General features: G+C 66.4%; 14 protein-coding genes. 10 read left to right on the forward strand and 4 right to left on the reverse strand.

What is annotated here, in order from left to right; translation table 11 throughout:
* Positions 1–61: 61 nt before the first annotated feature.
* Entirely contained in the window at positions 62–937 is an 876-nt protein-coding gene (locus BST40_RS15495; RefSeq protein WP_083154667.1) for a mycofactocin-coupled SDR family oxidoreductase, read from the reverse strand.
* Between the two features lie 256 nt (positions 938–1,193).
* On the opposite strand from BST40_RS15495, the gene BST40_RS15500 reads away from it, so the two are divergent.
* Positions 1,194–2,414 carry a CaiB/BaiF CoA transferase family protein gene (locus BST40_RS15500; RefSeq protein WP_075547516.1) on the forward strand — a complete coding sequence of 407 codons (1,221 nt, stop codon included), beginning with the start codon at positions 1,194–1,196 and terminating at the stop codon, positions 2,412–2,414.
* A 9-nt stretch (positions 2,415–2,423) separates the two neighbouring features.
* On the opposite strand, the gene BST40_RS15505 is transcribed toward BST40_RS15500, so the two are convergent.
* On the reverse strand, positions 2,424–2,798 hold the full coding sequence (locus tag BST40_RS15505) for a thioredoxin family protein (RefSeq protein ID WP_083154669.1): 375 nt from the start codon (positions 2,796–2,798) through the stop codon (positions 2,424–2,426).
* A 137-nt stretch (positions 2,799–2,935) separates the two neighbouring features.
* On the opposite strand from BST40_RS15505, the gene BST40_RS15510 reads away from it, so the two are divergent.
* The 8 genes from BST40_RS15510 (at position 2,936) to BST40_RS15545 (ending at position 11,556) form a co-directional block, all read left to right on the forward strand.
* On the forward strand, positions 2,936–3,205 hold the full coding sequence (locus BST40_RS15510) for a metal-sensitive transcriptional regulator (protein ID WP_075547543.1): 270 nt from the start codon (positions 2,936–2,938) through the stop codon (positions 3,203–3,205).
* A 60-nt stretch (positions 3,206–3,265) separates the two neighbouring features.
* The gene (locus BST40_RS15515) at positions 3,266–3,694 is read left to right on the forward strand and encodes a DUF302 domain-containing protein (RefSeq protein WP_083154671.1); all 429 of its coding nucleotides are present in this window, start codon (positions 3,266–3,268) and stop codon (positions 3,692–3,694) included.
* A gap of 55 nt (positions 3,695–3,749) precedes the next feature.
* Complete coding sequence (locus tag BST40_RS15520) at positions 3,750–4,106, forward strand: carboxymuconolactone decarboxylase family protein (protein WP_075547519.1); 357 nt, start codon at positions 3,750–3,752, stop codon at positions 4,104–4,106.
* Positions 4,107–4,304: 198 nt separating this feature from the next.
* Positions 4,305–6,191: a PE family protein gene (locus BST40_RS15525; protein WP_083154673.1), complete on the forward strand. Its 1,887-nt coding sequence runs from the start codon at positions 4,305–4,307 to the stop codon at positions 6,189–6,191.
* Between the two features lie 125 nt (positions 6,192–6,316).
* On the forward strand, positions 6,317–7,558 hold the full coding sequence (locus BST40_RS15530) for an amino acid deaminase/aldolase (protein WP_083154674.1): 1,242 nt from the start codon (positions 6,317–6,319) through the stop codon (positions 7,556–7,558).
* Positions 7,559–7,601: 43 nt separating this feature from the next.
* The gene (locus BST40_RS15535; RefSeq protein ID WP_083154676.1) at positions 7,602–8,807 is read left to right on the forward strand and encodes a M28 family metallopeptidase; all 1,206 of its coding nucleotides are present in this window, start codon (positions 7,602–7,604) and stop codon (positions 8,805–8,807) included.
* Positions 8,804–10,090 (forward strand): D-arabinono-1,4-lactone oxidase, encoded by a 1,287-nt coding sequence (locus BST40_RS15540; RefSeq protein WP_083154678.1) that lies wholly within the window; start codon positions 8,804–8,806, stop codon positions 10,088–10,090. The genes BST40_RS15535 and BST40_RS15540 overlap by 4 nt, the downstream gene beginning before the upstream one ends.
* Before the next feature lie 101 nt (positions 10,091–10,191).
* Positions 10,192–11,556: a wax ester/triacylglycerol synthase domain-containing protein gene (locus tag BST40_RS15545; RefSeq protein WP_075547524.1), complete on the forward strand. Its 1,365-nt coding sequence runs from the start codon at positions 10,192–10,194 to the stop codon at positions 11,554–11,556.
* On the opposite strand, the gene BST40_RS15550 is transcribed toward BST40_RS15545, so the two are convergent.
* Entirely contained in the window at positions 11,553–12,668 is a 1,116-nt protein-coding gene (locus BST40_RS15550; RefSeq protein ID WP_083154680.1) for a patatin-like phospholipase family protein, read from the reverse strand. The genes BST40_RS15545 and BST40_RS15550 overlap by 4 nt on opposite strands.
* A 281-nt stretch (positions 12,669–12,949) precedes the next feature.
* Between BST40_RS15550 and BST40_RS15555 the strand changes: the two genes are divergently transcribed.
* Positions 12,950–13,252 (forward strand): ANTAR domain-containing protein, encoded by a 303-nt coding sequence (locus BST40_RS15555; RefSeq protein ID WP_075547526.1) that lies wholly within the window; start codon positions 12,950–12,952, stop codon positions 13,250–13,252.
* A 10-nt stretch (positions 13,253–13,262) separates the two neighbouring features.
* On the opposite strand, the gene BST40_RS15560 is transcribed toward BST40_RS15555, so the two are convergent.
* Positions 13,263–16,688 (reverse strand): PPE family protein (locus BST40_RS15560; RefSeq protein WP_083154682.1); only part of this gene is annotated, 3,426 nt, incomplete at its 5' end.

A 16,688-nucleotide genomic window follows, 5' to 3' on the forward strand; every position in this document is an offset into this window, starting at 1 on the left:
CGAGAGTCACCGCGTGCCTCCACGTCCGCTGTGCCGCAACTGAATTGACCACATCGCGAGATCACCCGCCGGACCATGGCTTGACTTTGAGAAAGCCGCCGCCGTCCACCCGGAGCTGCTGTCCGGTGACGTAGCGGGCCGCGTCGGAGGCGAGGAACAACACGGCCTCGCTGATGTCTTCGGGTTCGACATAGGGGATCGGCATCGCTTGCATCACCGGGAAAACCGGCTCGGCCTCCTCGCGGGTGGGGTTCGGCAGGTCCGGCCGGACGGCCCGGTACATGGGAGCGCTGTGCAACATGTCGGTGTTGACGTTGGTCGGGTGTATCGCGTTCATCCGGATGGAGAAGGGGGCCAGCGCGAGGGCGAAGTCGTTGACGTAATGCGCGGCAGCGATTTTCGCGAAGGCATAGCCCGCCCCGCCGGGGCCCCCATCGATGCCGGTGGTGTTCATCGACGACATGAATGCCGCGTTGGAACCGATCACGATGATCGACGCGCCTGCGCGTAGGTGTTTGAGGCTGGCGTGCACCAGGTTGAGCACCCCCACTAGGTCCACGTCCACGGCGTCGGCGAACGCCTGCGGCGGCAGTCCGGCGGTGAGCGGGCAGATGCCGGCGTTGGCCACCACGATGTCGAGACGGCCCAAATCGGACACCGCGTTGTCGATCGTTGTCGACATCGCGGCACGGTCGCGCACGTCGGCGATCGCGGTGATGACCCGCCGGCCTTCCTTTTCCACCAGACGCGCGGTCTCGTCCAGGTCCTCCGGCCGGGCCAGCGGATACTCGTTCGTGTCGATATCGGCGCACAAGTCGACCGCGATGATGTCGGCGCCCTCTGCGGCAAGCAATCGTGCATGCGAGCGGCCCTGCCCGCGCGCGGCGCCACTGATCACCGCCACCTTACCGGCCGCCCGGCCCGCTATCCGGCTCATCGCCGCCCCTTGTCCGAGTTGTCCGAGTCCAGATACCGACGATTCACATTGAGAGTCAAAGCCTTTCGCTGCCCACATGGTGGGGGCGCCGAACTGTGCCGGGCAGTGACCATCCGCACCGGCATCGAACCGTTGGTGGGTCCCATCGCATCTCTTCCGAAGAACCGCGTGCCTGCAGCCGGAATATCGCCATCCGCTACGCTAGCTAGAATATCTAAAATAGCAAGGAATAGCTGCGGCGGCCGAGGGGATTGCGATGGCAGGGGTACTCAGCGGTGTCCGGGTTGTCGAGCTGGCGTCGTGGACCTACGTACCGTCGGCCGGTGCCGCCCTGTCGGATTGGGGTGCCGACGTGATCAAGGTGGAGGGCGTCGCGGCGGGCGATCCCGGCCGGGCATTGGTGGTGGGTGGTTTCACCCGCGAAGCAGCCCGGGTCGACGCCGACTTCATCCTCGAGTTGGGTAATCGTGGCAAGCGCAGCATCGCGATCGACATCAAAACCGAGACCGGGCGTGAGCTGTTCGGCCGCCTGCTGGCCAGTGCCGATGTGTTCCTGACCAACTGGCTGCCCGGAGCCCTCGAGCGGGCCCGGTTGACCGTCGAGGACATCCGCTCCTTCAATCCCACGATCATCATCGCCAGAGGAACGGGACTGGGCGTGCGCGGCCCGGATCGCGATCGCGGCGGCTTTGATGCCGCCACCTACCTGGCACGTGGCGGGGTGGCGTACACCCTTACCCCCTTCGGCAGCGAGACGCCGGCTGTGCAGGGGCCGGCGTTCGGCGACCTGCAGGGCGGGGCGACACTCGCCGGCGGGGTGTGTGCGGCGTTGTTTCACCGGGAACGCACCGGCGAGCCGTGCATCGTCGACTCGTCACTGCTGGCCCAGGCGATGTGGGCCATCGCGCCGTCGATTTCGGCGGCCGACTTCTTCGATATCGACGGCATTCCCGGGGCACCTCCCGGGGTGGCCATCAATCCGCTGGTGAACCGGTACAAAACCAGGGACGGCAGGTGGATTCAGCTGGTGTTCTTACAACCCGACAAATACTGGGCCGGCTTTTGCCGGCGGATGGGACTTGCCGAGCTGGCCGCCGACGAGCGGTTCGTGCCGTCGCGCAACCTCATTGCCAATGCGGCCGAGGCCACCGAGATCTTCGCCACCGCGTTTGCCGGCCACGACCTCGCACATTGGCAGCAGGTGCTCGCGGACGAACCGGGCGTGTGGGCGGCCCTGGCGACGCCACGGGAGACGCTCAACGATCCTCAGGTCGAACCCAACGGGTACGTGGTGACCAACCGCGATGACAACGGCGAGCCGTACCGGATCGTGGCCGCGCCGGTTCAATTCAACGAAACGCCGCCGGGGCCCGCGCGCGCCCCGGAGCACGGGCAGCACACGGAGGAGATTCTGCTCGAACTCGAGGTGGACTGGGACGACATCGCGCGGGCCAAGGATCTCAACGCGATCCTGTGAGAGCGGCGGCTACCGAGCGGCGGCTGCCCGGCGGGCGGCGATCTTGGCGCGCACGGTATCCATGTCCAGCGATTGCACCTGGGTGATCAGATTCTCCAGCACCGCCGGTGGCATCGCCCCGGCCTGGCTGTAGACCAGCACCCCGTCGCGAAATGCCATGATGGTCGGAATTGAGCGGATACCCGCCGCGGCGGCCAGTTCGGGCTCGGCCTGGGTGTCGACCTTGGCGTGCACCACGTCGGGATGGATCCGCGCCGACCGCTCATAGATCGGGGCAAACGTTTGGCACGGGCGGCAGTAGGCGGCCCAAAAGTCAACCAGCACAAGCGGATTGTCGGTAACCGTGGACTCGAACGTGTCGTGGGTAAGATTGACGGTGGCCATGTCGGTCCTTCCATCGGGGGATACTGACCTAAGAAACAAATACCCGCGGGGGTATGTTCCCAGTCGTGTCGGCGGTAGCTATTCATACCCCCAGGGGTACTATGGTCGATAAGACCGATGAGACGGGAGGATCCACCGTGATTGGTGATCAAGACAGCATGGCTGCGGTACTGAACCGGCTGCGGCGCGCCCAAGGGCAGCTGGCCGGGGTAATTTCGATGATCGAGCAGGGCCGCGACTGCAAAGAGGTGGTTACCCAGCTGGCGGCGGTGTCCCGGGCGCTCGACCGTGCCGGGTTCAAGATTGTCGCCACCGGATTGCGGGAATGCATCACCGGAGCCCAGTCCCAGGGTGCCGCGCCGTTGAGCGAAGCCGAGTTGGAGAAGCTTTTCCTGGCGCTGGCCTGAACAGAAGTTCCCACAAGAATCCGAAGAGAACATCGGAAAAAGTTAGAGGAGATATTGGTGATGGACATTGCATTGTCGGCCACCTTGCACACCGGCTTCGACGAAGCGGTCAAGCGCACCCGCGAAGCGCTGGCGCAGCAGGGCTTTGGCGTCTTGACCGAGATCGACGTGAAGGCAACCCTGAAAGCCAAACTCGACGAAGACATGGAGGACTACCTGATCCTGGGCGCCTGCAATCCGCCGCTGGCGCACCGCGCAATCGAGGCGACCCGCCAGATCGGCACTCTGCTGCCCTGCAATGTGGTGGTGCGATCGGACCCCGAGCAAGCCGGCACCATCGTCATCGAAGCGATGAACCCGCGGCTGTTGGCCGACGTCACCGGTGAACCCCAGCTTGCCCCGATCGCCGACGAAGTCACCGGCCGGATCCAAGCCGTCATCGACGAGCTGCAACGCTCGGACAAGGCGGCCGAACGGTCGCCGGCGTAATCGGTACTCTTGCGACCCTGAGGTTCCCACAACTAGCCGAAGGGTAACGAGGCTGATGTCAGACCAACACCATCACGAGGTCCTCGAGGAGCTGCGGCCGCAACACCGGGCGCTTCGCAGCCAGATTCCCGACGTCTACAAGGGATTTGCGGCCCTGAGCGGCGCCGCGCTCACCGACGGCGCCCTCAGCCGTAAGGTCAAGGAACTCCTGGCGATGGCGATCGGGGTGGTACAGGGGTGCGACGGCTGCATCGCCTCCCACGCTCAGGCCGCGGCCCGCGCCGGTGCCACCGCCGAGGAAGCCGCCGAGGCGATCGGTGTCACCATCCTCATGAACGGGGGACCGGCCACCATCTACGGCGCTCGGGCCTACACGGCATTCTGCGAATTCGCGGAGAACAAGCCTTCTTAGGGCCGTCCTAATGTCGGACGGCGGTGCTGGGCCGCCGACAGCCGCGAGATCGCTGAAACATTCCGGGCCCGTCCGGCGAAACGATCGGTAGGTCTACCGGAAATACGGGGTGTGCTGACCCGATGGCGATACCCTTTGCCGAGGGTTGATGGCGACCGGGCGACCGCCAGGTTTCCGTGAGGTGGTGGGAGGTCCCTGATGTCGTATCTCATCGCGGCCCCAGAGCTGGTGGCGGCGGCCGCAACGGATCTGGCGAGCGTCGGTTCGTCGATCAGCGCGGCCAATGTTGCCGCCGCGGCGCCGACGATGTCAGTGCTGGCCGCCGGCGCGGACGAGGTGTCGGCCGCGATCGCTGCCCTGTTCGGGGCGCATGCCCAGGCCTATCAGCTGCTCAGCGCTCAGGCCGCGGCATTTCATGAACAGTTTGTGCAGCTGCTCACCGCGGGAGCGGGCTCGTATTCACTCGCTGAGGCTGCCAATGCCTCGGCGGCGCAATCCCTGCAGCAGGACGTGCTTGACCTGATCAACGCGCCCACCCAGGCACTGTTCGGGCGTCCACTGATCGGCAACGGCGCCGATGGGATAAACGGGACCGGACAGAGCGGCGGTGACGGCGGGATCTTGATCGGCAACGGCGGCAACGGCGGGTCCGGCGGCGCCAACCAGGGCGGTGGCAACGGCGGCAACGCCGGCCTGTGGGGCAACGGCGGCGCCGGCGGAGCCGCGGGGAATTCCACCACCGCCGGCCTCAACGGGTTCAACGGCGGTGCCGGGGGCAACGGCGGCCTGTTGTGGGGCAACGGCGGCATCGGCGGTGCCGGCGGCAACGGCGGCCCGGCGCCCCTGGCCGGTGGCGTCGGCACCACCGGCGGCAACGGCGGCAACGGTGGTGGCGCCGGACTGATCTACGGCCTGGGTGGCGCGGGCGGAAACGGCGGAATCGGGGGAGCCGCGCCGGCCATCGGTCCCTCGCCGACCATCATCCCCGCGGGCGGCGTCGGCGGGTCCGGTGGAGCCGGCGGCGGGGCAGCGGCGTTGTTCGGCGTCGGCGGCGCGGGTGGGACTGGCGGGGCCGGAGGCCTCAGCAACAATACGGTCCAGAGCGTGGGTGGCTACGGCGGCATGGGTGGTCTCGGCGGGCAGAGCGGACTGCTGTACGGCGCACCGGGCGCTGGGGGAGGCGGCGGAGCCGGCGGAGCCGGCGACGGAGCCTTCGCCAGCTTCGGCGGCCACGGCGGGTCCGGTGGAAACGGGGGCGCCACCGGGCTGTTCGGCAACGGCGCGGTCGGCGGTGACGGCGGGCTGGGAGGTGACGGCGGCACCGGGGGCGCCGAAGGCGGCCAGGGTGGCATCGGTGGTCTCGGCGGCACCGGAAGCCCCGGTGGACTGCTGTTGGGCAATGGCGGAGCCGGTGGTAGCGGTGCCCTCGGTGGCGACGGCGGCGCCGGCGTGACCACCGGCTTTGCCGGCTCGGGCGGCTTCGGCGGCGCCGGCGGCGACGCCCAGCTGCTCGGGGTCGGCGGTGTCGGCGGCAACGGCGGCGGTATCGGCACCGGGACCACGGCCGCGTTGCCGGTCACGACGCAGCCGGTGGGCGGCATCGGCGGCAATGGCGGTCGCTCCGGATATCTGTTCGGGACGGGCGGCAACGGCGGCAACGGCGGGGCCACCAGCACCAACGGCACGCTGTATGCCAGTGGCGGCAACGGCGGCGACGGCGGCCTGATCTTCGGCAACGGCGGCACCGGTGGCAACGGCGGCACCGGCGGCGGCACCAGTGTCGGCAGCGGCGGTCAGGGCGGCAACGGCTCATTCTTCTTCGGCAACGGCGGTGCCGGGGGCACCGGCGGCGCGGGCGGTCAGGGTGCTGGCGGCGCCGGCGGGTCGGGTGCGGTGTTCTTCGGCAACGGCGGCGCCGGCGGTAACGGCGCCCCCGGCGGCGCCGGCGCGGGCGGTAACGGCGGCAGCGCGGTGATCATCGGCAACGGCGGCAATGGCGGAAACGGCACCGGCTTGGCAGCCGGGGGCGCCGGCGGCGCCGGCGGATTGCTCTTCGGCCAAAACGGGACGAACGGGACGGCCTAATCCGGCGGGAGCACCGCGGCCGCCAATCGCAACGGCGCAGCCGGCATGGCATTCGGCATGCCCACCACGTGCCGCAACATCATCGATCCGCTGCCAGAGTCCGTCACGTTCAGTAAGGTGACGGCGTGCCTGAGGTGGGTCGCGAGCAGCGTGCCGACGAGCCGGTCAGGCTCGACGCGCACGGTCGGCTGCACCGGTACGAAAAGGCATTCGCCGCCCTGGACGCGCCGTTGGCCTTCGTCGACCTCGACGCGATGTGGGCCAATGCCGGTCAGCTGCTTTCCCGCGCGGCTGACAAGCCGATCCGGGTGGCGTCGAAGTCGTTGCGGTGCAGGCCTTTACAGCGCGAAATCCTCGACTCGAACGCTCGGTTCGACGGGCTGATGACGTTCACGCTGGCCGAGACTCTCTGGCTGGCCGACCACGGCTTCGACAACCTGCTACTCGCCTATCCGACGACCGATAGGGCGGCGCTGCCCAAACTCGGCGAGCTGACCGCCGAGGACCCCGAACGAGCGCCGATCCTGATGGTCGACAGCGTCGAGCATCTCGACCTGATCGAAAACGCGACAACCAAGCCGCTGCGGCTGTGCCTGGACCTTGACGCCGGCTACTGGCGAGCCGGCGGGCGGGTGAAGATCGGGCCCAAGCGCTCACCGTTGCATACGCCGGAACAGGCACGAGCGCTCGCGGTGGAGATCGCGCGCCGGCCGTCGCTGACGCTGGTGGCGTTGATGTCCTACGAGGGCCATATCGCCGGGTTCGGCGACAACGTGGCCGGCAAGTCCGCCCAGAACGCGGCCGTTCGGTGGATGCAGCGGCGGTCCTTCGCGGAGTTGCGGGAACGTCGCGCGCGCGCCGTCGAGCTGGTGCGCGAGGTCGCCGACATCAAGATCGTCAACGCCGGCGGCACCGGTGACCTTCAGCTGGTTGCCCAGGAGCCGGCGATCACCGAGGCCACCGCCGGCTCGGGGTTCTACGCGCCGACGCTTTTCGACTCTTACTCGACGTTCGCCTTGCGGCCGGCGGCGATGTTCGCGCTGCCGGTATGCCGCCGCCCCGACGCCGATACCGTGACCGCGCTCGGAGGCGGCTATTTGGCCAGCGGCGTCGGCGCGAAAGACCGCATGCCCACCCCGTACCTACCGAGCGGGCTCAAACTGGACCCGATGGAAGGCACCGGTGAGGTCCAGACGCCATTGTCCGGTGCGGTGGCGCGGCAACTGCAGATCGGCGACAAGGTGTATTTCCGTCACACCAAGGCCGGCGAGCTGTGTGAGAGGTTCGATCGGTTGTATTTGGTTCGGGGCGCGCAGATCATCGACGCCGTCCCGACCTACCGGGGTGAGGGTCGCACGTTTCTTTAATGATGGAATGGTTCGCCGACGGACCGCGCGACAAGGAGCTGCCATGACTGCGATCACCGCATTGCCGACCGAATTGGCCACGATGCGTGAGGTCATCGAGACACTCGCACCGATCGAACGCGGTGCCGGGGACCCCGGCGAGCAGGAGGCTGCGGTCAAGATCGTCGAGTACCTGCGCGCCGCCGGTGCACAGAATGCGCGGATCGAAGAGGAACAGTTCTACGACGGCTACCCGCAGCTGCACGCCAAGCTGTCGGCGGTCGGGGTCGGCGCCGCGATCGCCGGTCTGATCAGCCGTCGGTTGCGGGTGCTTGCCGGGCTGGCGGGGCTGGGTGCGGGGCTGGCGATCGCCGACGACTGTTCCAACGGGATACGCGTCGTGCGCAAGAAACTCCAAAAGCCCCGAACGACATGGAATGTCGTGGCCGAAGCCGGCGACCCCACCGGCAAGCGGACGGTCGTGGTGTGCGCTCATCACGACGCCGCGCACAGCGGCAAGTTCTTCGAACCCGGCTATCAGCGGTTCTTCGTCGAGCGATTCCCGGGGATCGTCGAGCGCATCGACACCTCACTGCCGAACTGGTGGCCGTCGATCCTGGCGCCGATGGTGGCCGGTGCCGGCGCGCTGCGGGGCAGCCGCAAGATGATGCTCGCCGGGGCCGCGATGAGCGCGATCGGGGTGGCGGCGTTCACCGACATCGCCCGCAGCCCGATCGTGCCGGGTGCCAACGACAACCTTTCCGCCGTGGCGCTGATCGTCGCGTTGGCCGAGCGGCTACGTGACCGCCCGGTGCAGGGTGTGCGGGTGCTGCTGGTGTCGCTGGGCGCCGAGGAGCAATTGCAGGGTGGCATCTACGGTTTCATCGCCCGCCACAAGCCTCAGCTGGACCGTGACCACACCTACTTCCTCAACTTCGACACCGTCGGCTCGCCCGAACTGATCATGCTCGAGGGCGAGGGCACCACGATCATGGAGGACTACTACCACCGGCCGTTCCGTGACCTGGTGGCTCGAGCGGCCGAACGCGCTGACGCACCGCTGCGGCGGGGGCTGCGATCACGCAACAGCACCGACGCCGTGCTCATGAGTCGGGCGGGCTATCCGACGGCCTGCTTTTCTTCCTTCGACCGCCACAAGGCGCTGTCGAACTACCACCAGATGTCCGATACCCCGGAAAATGTCGTCTACGAGACGGTGATGCACGCGGCAACGGTGGCCGAATCCGTGGTGCGGGAGCTGGCCCGGTGAGCACCGTCTGGCGCAACTGGGCCGGCGAGCAGTTGTGCGCGCCGTCGCAGATTGTCCGCCCCACTTCCGAAACCGAGTTGGCGGAGGTCGTCGTCAAGGCGGCGCAGCGCGGCGAACGCGTACGCGCCGTCGGCACCGGGCATTCGTTCACCGACTGCGCCTGCACCGACGGCGTGATGGTCGACATGACCGGCATGCAGCGGGTCCTCGACGTGGATGTCGCGGCGGGTCTGGCTACGGTGCAAGGCGGGGCGAGGCTGCACCCGCTGTTCGCGCAGCTGGCCGAGCGCGGGCTGGGCCTGGAGAATCAGGGCGACATCGACAAGCAGTCGATCACCGGGGCGACCGCGACCGCCACGCACGGCACCGGGGCGCGCTTCACCAACGTGTCGGCGCAGGTCGTTTCGCTGCGACTGGTCACCGCCGGTGGCGACATCCTGACCCTGTCGGAGGGTGACGACTACCTGGCAGCACGGGTGTCGATCGGCGCGTTGGGCGTGATCTCTCAGGTGACCCTGCGGGTGGTGCCGCTGTTCACGCTGCACCGCGACGACGAGCTGCGCCCGCTGGCCGATACGCTGGAGCGACTCGACGAGCAGGTGGATGGCAACGACCACTTCGAGTTCTTCGTGTTTCCCTACGGCGAGACGGCGCTGACCCGCACCACGCGCCGCAGCGACGAGGAGCCCATGCCGCTGCCGGTGTGGAAACGCCGGATCAACGACTACGCCGAAAACGCGGCGCTGAGCCTGATCTGCCGCACCGGTCGTCAATTCCCCAGTGCCGCACCGGCATTGAACCGTCTCATGACGAACTTGATGTCGCCGGCCACCGTCCAGGATCACGGCTGGAAGGTCTACGCGAGCGCACGCAACGTCAAGTTCACCGAGATGGAATACGCGATCCCACGCGAACACGTGCGCGAGGGTGTACAGCGGGTCATCGACCTTGTCCGCCGCCGCAACCTGCCGATCATGTTCCCGCTCGAGGTCCGCTTCGGCGCCCCCGACGACGCGTTCCTGTCGACCGCCCACGACCGCGACACCTGCTACATCGCCGTTCACCAGTACACCGGCATGGAGTTCGAAACCTACTTCCGTGCCGTCGAAGAGATCATGGACGAGTATGCGGGCCGTCCGCATTGGGGTAAGCGCCACTATCAGAGCGCCGGCACGCTTCGTGATCGGTATCCCGCTTGGGATCGCTTCGCGGCGGTCCGCGATCGCCTCGACCCCAACCGGGTCTTCCTCAACGACTACACCCGGCGGGTCCTCGGCTCCTGACGGGCGACCAATGGCACCACTTGTAGGGACCAAAGTCCTTGGCTGCCAACATGCTAGTGACCGAGGCCGGAAGGCATCGTAGCTTTGTCCGTGGAGCCACTATGACTGAATTCATGCGCAACAGCGATGCCTTTACCTGGGCGATGGAAACTGACCCACGGCTGCGGTCCACAGTGGTCACGGTCGTGCTGCTGGATCGATCCCCGGACTGGGACCAGATACGCCAACGTTTCGATCTGATCAGCCGCGAACTTCCGATGTTTCGCCAGCGGGTGGTGGAATCTCCGCCGCCCGCCCCGCCGCGGTGGGAGTACGACGCGGACTTCGACTTGGACTATCACATGCGGCGGGTGGCCGTTTCGGGAGCCGGCACCTTCGACGATGTGCTTGAGATGGCCCGAGTGGCCGCGATGCAGGATTTCGACCGGGCCCGGGCCCTCTGGGAGGCGACGCTGGTCGAGGGCCTGCACGACGGCGCCGCGGCGGTGATCTGCAAGTTCCACCATGCCCTCACCGACGGTGTCGGAGGCATCCAGATCGCGATGCGGCTATTCGATCTTTCCGAAGAGCACTACGAGCTGGAATCACTGCCCGCCGCACCGGAGGTACCCCAGCCGTCTCGTCTGGAGGGGTACCGCGATTCGTGGCGCTATAGCGCCTCGTTGCTTGTCAACGTGGTGACCGGCACGGCACGGCAGGTACCGCAACTGGTGTACGGCGGTATCCGGCGGCCCATCTCGACGCTCCGGTCGGCAGCGGCCAACGCCGCGTCCGTCTACCGGACGGTCCGGCCGCTCAACCGCACCGGTTCACCACTGATCAGGGAGCGCGGCCTGATCCGGCGCCTCGGGGTGCACGAGGTGCCACGGCTGCAATTGCGCGATGCCGCGCACCGGTGTGGCGGCGCGCTCAACGATGCGTTTGTCGCCGGGGTGGCCGGCGGGTTACGCATCTATCACGAAAAACACGGCGTCGCGGTCGGCGATTTGCACCTGACCATGCCGATCAGCTTGCGGACGAACACCGATGACATGGGTGGAAACCGAATCACGTTGATGCGGTTCGACATTCCCGTCGGTGAGGCCGACCCGGCGAAACGGATCAAGGCCATCCACGAGCGCGTCGGCGCGGTGCGGCAGGAAAAGTCGCTGCCCTACACCCAGATGATTGCCGGCGTTCTCAACCTGATGCCGCGTTGGTACATCGGCTCGGTGCTGCGCCACGTTGATTTCCTGACCAGCGACGTACCCGGAATCCCGGTGCCGGTGTTCCTCGGAGGTGCGGCAGTGCGCACGCAATACGCGTTCGGCCCGACGATCGGCTCGGCCGTCAACGTCACGCTGCTGTCCTATGTCGACACCTGCGCACTGGGCATCGACGTCGACACCGCCGCGATCCCCGACTACGACGTCTTCCATGACGCTCTGGTCGCCGGCTTCGACGAAGTATTGGCGCTCGCAGGCTAATTGGCGCTCACGGACCTGGCAGCGGGTAGGGCGGTCGACCCGCCTGCCGCCAGCGCCTTTCTCGTCTCTGCACGCCCGGCTCGCATGAAGCCGGCCCAGTCGCGGGTGCTGAGGAATTGGCGGTAAAAGCCGAGTCCCCGCACCGTCTGGTAGGGCACGGGCTCGATCATGATCAACCTCGACGCCGCACGTAACCGGGCCAGGTTCTCGCGGGCGAGCTCGATCTGCTGGCAGGTGCGCACCTGGCTCGCGACGTACAAGATGCTGGCGCGGCGATACTCCCAACCGGTGGCGTCTTCGCCGGCAAAGCCCGGGGGATAGAACCCGTTGATCGCCAGCGTGACCTCGCAGGGCTGCTCGATGTCGAGCAGGGGGCGAACCGGGAAGATGTCGACGATGCCGCCGTCGCACCAGTGGAACCCGTCGAACTCGACCGGCTGGATGAACAACGGTAACGCGATGGCCATATGTACGGCACGCGCCACCGTGAGCTCCGGATGCGTACGCGGACCGATGAATTCGATTCGATTCTGTTCGATATTCCAGATCGGCGCGTAGGCCGGAATGGGCAGTTCGCCCAGGGTCAGGTCGCCGAGCAGACGCCGGTACGTCTGCTCGATCACATCGCCCGCAATGATGCCGGCAAACCCCCGCCCGGCAGTGAGCGCCAGCCGCAGCAGCCGGCCCCAGTCCAGGTCGACATAGTCGCGGGGAAGCAGCCCCAGAGTGAAGGCCGCCACCTCGTCCGCGCTGATCCCGGCCGCCAGCGGAAAACCGAACAGCGCCGAACCCGAGCACAGCGAGTAGACGGACGGGCGCATACCCGCTTCCTCCAATGCTCGCGCGGCCCCGACCAGCGAGGCCATCGCGCCGCTTCCCCCCGTCGCGGCCAGCGCAATCCGTTGCCCTTCAGCGATATTCGCGATGTAGGGCGCTGTGGACGGGAACGGCTGGGGGTGCTGGGTACCTGCGGAGGGCAAGCGCAGCGCGGCCCAGGCGGCATCCGCCAGAAATCCGGCGTCCTGGCGCAATCCCGCCGAGAATTCGCGTGCGCGCGCCAGCACGTCGAAGTATTGGCGGAGCCGAAAGACATCCAGGATCGTGCTTAGCATGCCGCTGACTATGCACGGCGGCCGGCGCCGGGCACAGAGTCCTCGGTCATCAATGCGGAGGGCCATCGTCGTCAAAGACGATTCGGTGCCGGCCCGTGCCGGCGGGGGCCGGTATCGAGGTGATCACGGGCGAATACCAATGTGGGCGGCAGCCTGGCACAACGGGGCCGATACCCAAATCATGGCACGGTGGCCGGTGCGGCTTCCCCGGGGCGACCTGCCCCGGGCCGAGGCACCCTTGTGGTGGGTATCGGTAGGACTCGACAGGAGGTTGACAGCGCATGACGGCGAACTGGGCGCCGACCCAGGTCTCGGGTGGCCCGGACGCTGGTCGCATTCTCGACACCGCGCGGGGCATTCTCATCGGGCTGCGCCGGTGCCGTCCCGAGAACGCAGTCGATGAGCTGCACACCGCGGCCCAACGTCACCAGGTGTCGGTGTTCGCGATGGCGTGGGCGTTGGTCCATTTCGCGGGTGACGGCGCGACATCTCACGTTTTCGCCGATGCCCAATCGGCGGTTCGACGCGAGTGGGGTCAATTGTTTGCCCACCCGGCTGGTTCGCCCGCCGGGTCGACCTGCTGAGGGCGTGCACTCAGAATCTGAACAGGTCCGCGCCGGTGTTTCCGAAGCCGAGAATTCCGGCGAGCAGGTTGGGCAGGGTCAGTGGAAGCGTTCCGGTGTTCGCGAGGCCCGATACCGCGCTACCGAAGTTGAACAACCCTGAGGTGCTGGTGCCGACATTCTGGTAACCCGAGCCGCCGAAAAGTCCGGCCGGATTCACGTTGAACAGACCCGACAGGCCCAACCCACGATTGCCGAACCCTGAGCTGCCCCCGGCGCCGGTGTTGAAGAATCCCGACGAGGGTGTGGTGCTGGTGTTGCCGAAGCCCGGCGGCGGCGGGACGTCGAAACTTGCGATCGTGGTGCTGGGCAGCGTCATGCTGGGAATCGTGAAGCCTGGGACCGCGAAGCCGTCGAGGTGCACGGGCGGGATCGTCAGGCCCGGAATGGTGAAGGGATCGAGCCTGATGGGATTGACGGCGAGTTCGGGGATGGTGAAGGCGCCCAGTTTGATCGGCGGGACGTTGATGTCTGGCAGGGTGATTGGCGGCAGGCCGAAGGAGTCCACGCCGATCGGGTTGATGGTGAACGCCGCCGTGGTGGCGCCGGGAATGCTGAAGCCGTCCAGATGGATGGGATCGATGTCGAGCCCTGGGATGGTGAACGCGCCCAGCTCGATGGGTGGGACGTTGATGTCGGGAAGCGTAATGGGCGGCAGGCCGAAGGAGTCGACGCCGATGGGGTTGATGGTGAACTGCCCGGTGGTGAACCCCGGAATGGTGAAGGCGCCCAAGTTGATCTTTGGAATCCTGATGTCCGGCAACGTGATCGGAGGAAGGCCGAACGCGTCGATTCCGATCGGGTTGATGGTGAATCCACCTATGGTCAAGCTGGGAAGATCGAAGCCGGGGGAGCTAATCGAGCTCAGGTTGAAGAACGCCCTGCCGTTGAAAGGATCTACAATCGCGGTGTTTCCGACAAAATTGACTCCCTTCAGCGCAAATACATTTGTATCCCAATCTATCCTCAGCTGCGGAGTGATCGTGAACTCATTTACACGTATCGCCGGCGCATTCAATTGCGGCACCACTATTTTCGGTAATGAGAAACCACCCAGCGCAGCGCTGTCGATCTTGAAGCCGGGTATTAATACCTCCGGCAAGTCAAAACCTGGGGCGTTGATCGTGGGCATGGTCAGTGCTGGGATGACCAGTTTGGGTGTGGTGAAGCCGCCCAACAGCGCGCTGTCGAGTTTGAAGCCGGGAATGGTCGCCGCGGGCAGGTCTAGTCCCGGTACGCCGATTGGGGGTGTGGTGATGTTGGGCAGGTCGAGGCCGGGCACGGTGATGGTGGGTATGGTCAGCGCGGGAATGGCGAGTTTGGGTGTGGTGAAGCCGCCCAATAGTGCGCTGTCGAGTTTGAAGCCGGGAATGGTCGCCGCGGGCAGGTCTAGTCCCGGTACGCCGATTGGGGGTGTGGTGATGTTGGGCAGGTCGAGGCCGGGCACGGTGATGGTGGGTATGGTCAGCGCGGGAATGGCGAGTTTGGGTGTGGTGAAGCCGCCCAATAGTGCGCTGTCGAGTTTGAAGCCGGGAATGGTCGCCGCGGGCAGGTCTAGTCCCGGTACGCCGATTGGGGGTGTGGTGATGTTGGGCAGGTCGAGGCCGGGCACGGTGATGGTGGGTGTGGTCAGCGCCGGAATGCCCAACTTCGGTGTGGTGAAGCCGCCCAACAGCGCGCTGTCGAGCTTGAAGCCGGGAATGGTCACGGCCGGCAGGTCCAGCCCCGGCACGGCGACGGTGGGTGTGGTCAGCGCCGGAATGCCCAACTTCGGTGTGGTGAAGCCGCCCAACAGCGCGCTGTCGAGCTTGAAGCCGGGAATGGTCACGGCCGGCAGGTCCAGCCCCGGCACGGCGACGGTGGGTGTGGTCAGCGCCGGAATGCCCAACTTCGGTGTGGTGAAGCCGCCCAACAGCGCGCTGTCGAGCTTGAAGCCGGGAATGGTCACGGCCGGCAGGTCCAGCCCCGGCACGGCGACGGTGGGTGTGGTCAGCGCCGGAATGCCCAACTTCGGTGTGGTGAAGCCGCCCAACAGCGCACTGTCCAACGTGAATCCCGGCAGGGTCACAGCTGGCAGGTCCAGCCCGGGCACATCTATTGCGGGTATGGTCATCCTCGGCAAGTCGATAGCAGGTATCGTCATGTTCGAAGTAATAATCGTCGGTAAATCCAGAGCCGGTATTGCTAGTCCGGGAACATTTAGTGGCGGCAAGGTCAGATCCGGCGTGCCCAGATTGAATCGGAGACCGCCCTGCCCGGTTCCTCTGAAGGCGAAGCCGTTGTTCATGTCACCCGTGTTGAGGACGCCGGTGTTCAAATTACCCGAATTAAAAAACCCGGTATTCGCATTGCCCGTATTATAACTACCGGTGTTGGCCGATCCTGAGTTGAAGCTGCCGGAGTTGTAGTTTCCGAGGTTCGAATCACCGGTGTTGGCATCGCCCACATTGAAGCTGCCGGTATTGAAATCCCCAGGGTTGAATAGTCCGGTGTTGGAGTTGCCGGAATTTCCGCTGCCAAAGTTTGCCAGACCGGCGTTGAAGAACCCCAGATTTCCCGATCCGGAGTTTCCTATTCCGACATTGCCGGTGCCGGAGTTGAAGAAACCGACATTTCCGGTGCCGGAGTTGAACAAGCCGATATTTCCGGTGCCGGAGTTCAACCAGCCGAAGCCCACCCCCCCCGTGCCGGTGAGTCCGATACCGATATTGTTGCTGCCGGTATTGCCGAACCCGAAATTGTTGCTACCGGTGTTCGCCAGACCCACGTTGAAGCTGCCGGCGTTGCCGAAGCCGGTGTTGTAGCTGCCCAGGTTTGCGGGGCCGACGTTGTTGCTGCCGAGATTCCCGACGCCGAGGTTGTAATTGCCGAGGTTTCCATGGCCGACGTTGCCGGCGCCGGCGTTTCCGTTGCCCACATTGCCGCCGCCGAGGTTGCCGAAGCCCAGGTTGAGGGGCGCTCCCGCCGCAGCGGCAGTCACCGCGCCGGCCAGCGCAGCGGGCAACCCCGGCAGATTCTGCAGCGGCGCGGTGAACGGCTCCAGCGCCGACACCACGGCCGAAGCCCCCGTGTGATAGGCGGCCATTGCCGACACATCTTGGGCCCACATCGCCTCGTATGCGGCTTCCACCGCGGCGATCGCCGGAGCGTTTTGCCCGAACAGGTTCGACATGACCAGGGACACCAAATCGAAACGATTGGCCGCCACCATGATTGGTCGCACCATCGCCGATCGGACTGCCTCGAACTCGATCCCCAGCGTCTCGGCCTGCATTGCCGCTTGCCGCGCCTGGGCCGCCGTGGCCGAAAGCCAATCGGCATACGGGGCTGCCATTGCCGCCATAGCGGCCGACGACGGCCCCAGCCATGATCCGCCGACCAGCCCCGCGGTTATCGC

Source organism: Mycobacterium persicum, from assembly GCF_002086675.1.
GTDB classification, from domain to species: domain Bacteria; phylum Actinomycetota; class Actinomycetes; order Mycobacteriales; family Mycobacteriaceae; genus Mycobacterium; species Mycobacterium persicum.

Coding starts and splice junctions, on each gene's coding strand:
- BST40_RS15495 (WP_083154667.1), bottom strand. CDS start 937: ATGAGCCGGATAGCGGGCCGGGCGGCCGGTAAGGTGGCGGTGATCAGT.
- BST40_RS15500 (WP_075547516.1), top strand. CDS start 1,194: ATGGCAGGGGTACTCAGCGGTGTCCGGGTTGTCGAGCTGGCGTCGTGG.
- BST40_RS15505 (WP_083154669.1), bottom strand. CDS start 2,798: ATGGCCACCGTCAATCTTACCCACGACACGTTCGAGTCCACGGTTACC.
- BST40_RS15515 (WP_083154671.1), top strand. CDS start 3,266: ATGGACATTGCATTGTCGGCCACCTTGCACACCGGCTTCGACGAAGCG.
- BST40_RS15520 (WP_075547519.1), top strand. CDS start 3,750: ATGTCAGACCAACACCATCACGAGGTCCTCGAGGAGCTGCGGCCGCAA.
- BST40_RS15525 (WP_083154673.1), top strand. CDS start 4,305: ATGTCGTATCTCATCGCGGCCCCAGAGCTGGTGGCGGCGGCCGCAACG.
- BST40_RS15535 (WP_083154676.1), top strand. CDS start 7,602: ATGACTGCGATCACCGCATTGCCGACCGAATTGGCCACGATGCGTGAG.
- BST40_RS15545 (WP_075547524.1), top strand. CDS start 10,192: ATGACTGAATTCATGCGCAACAGCGATGCCTTTACCTGGGCGATGGAA.
- BST40_RS15550 (WP_083154680.1), bottom strand. CDS start 12,668: ATGCTAAGCACGATCCTGGATGTCTTTCGGCTCCGCCAATACTTCGAC.
- BST40_RS15555 (WP_075547526.1), top strand. CDS start 12,950: ATGACGGCGAACTGGGCGCCGACCCAGGTCTCGGGTGGCCCGGACGCT.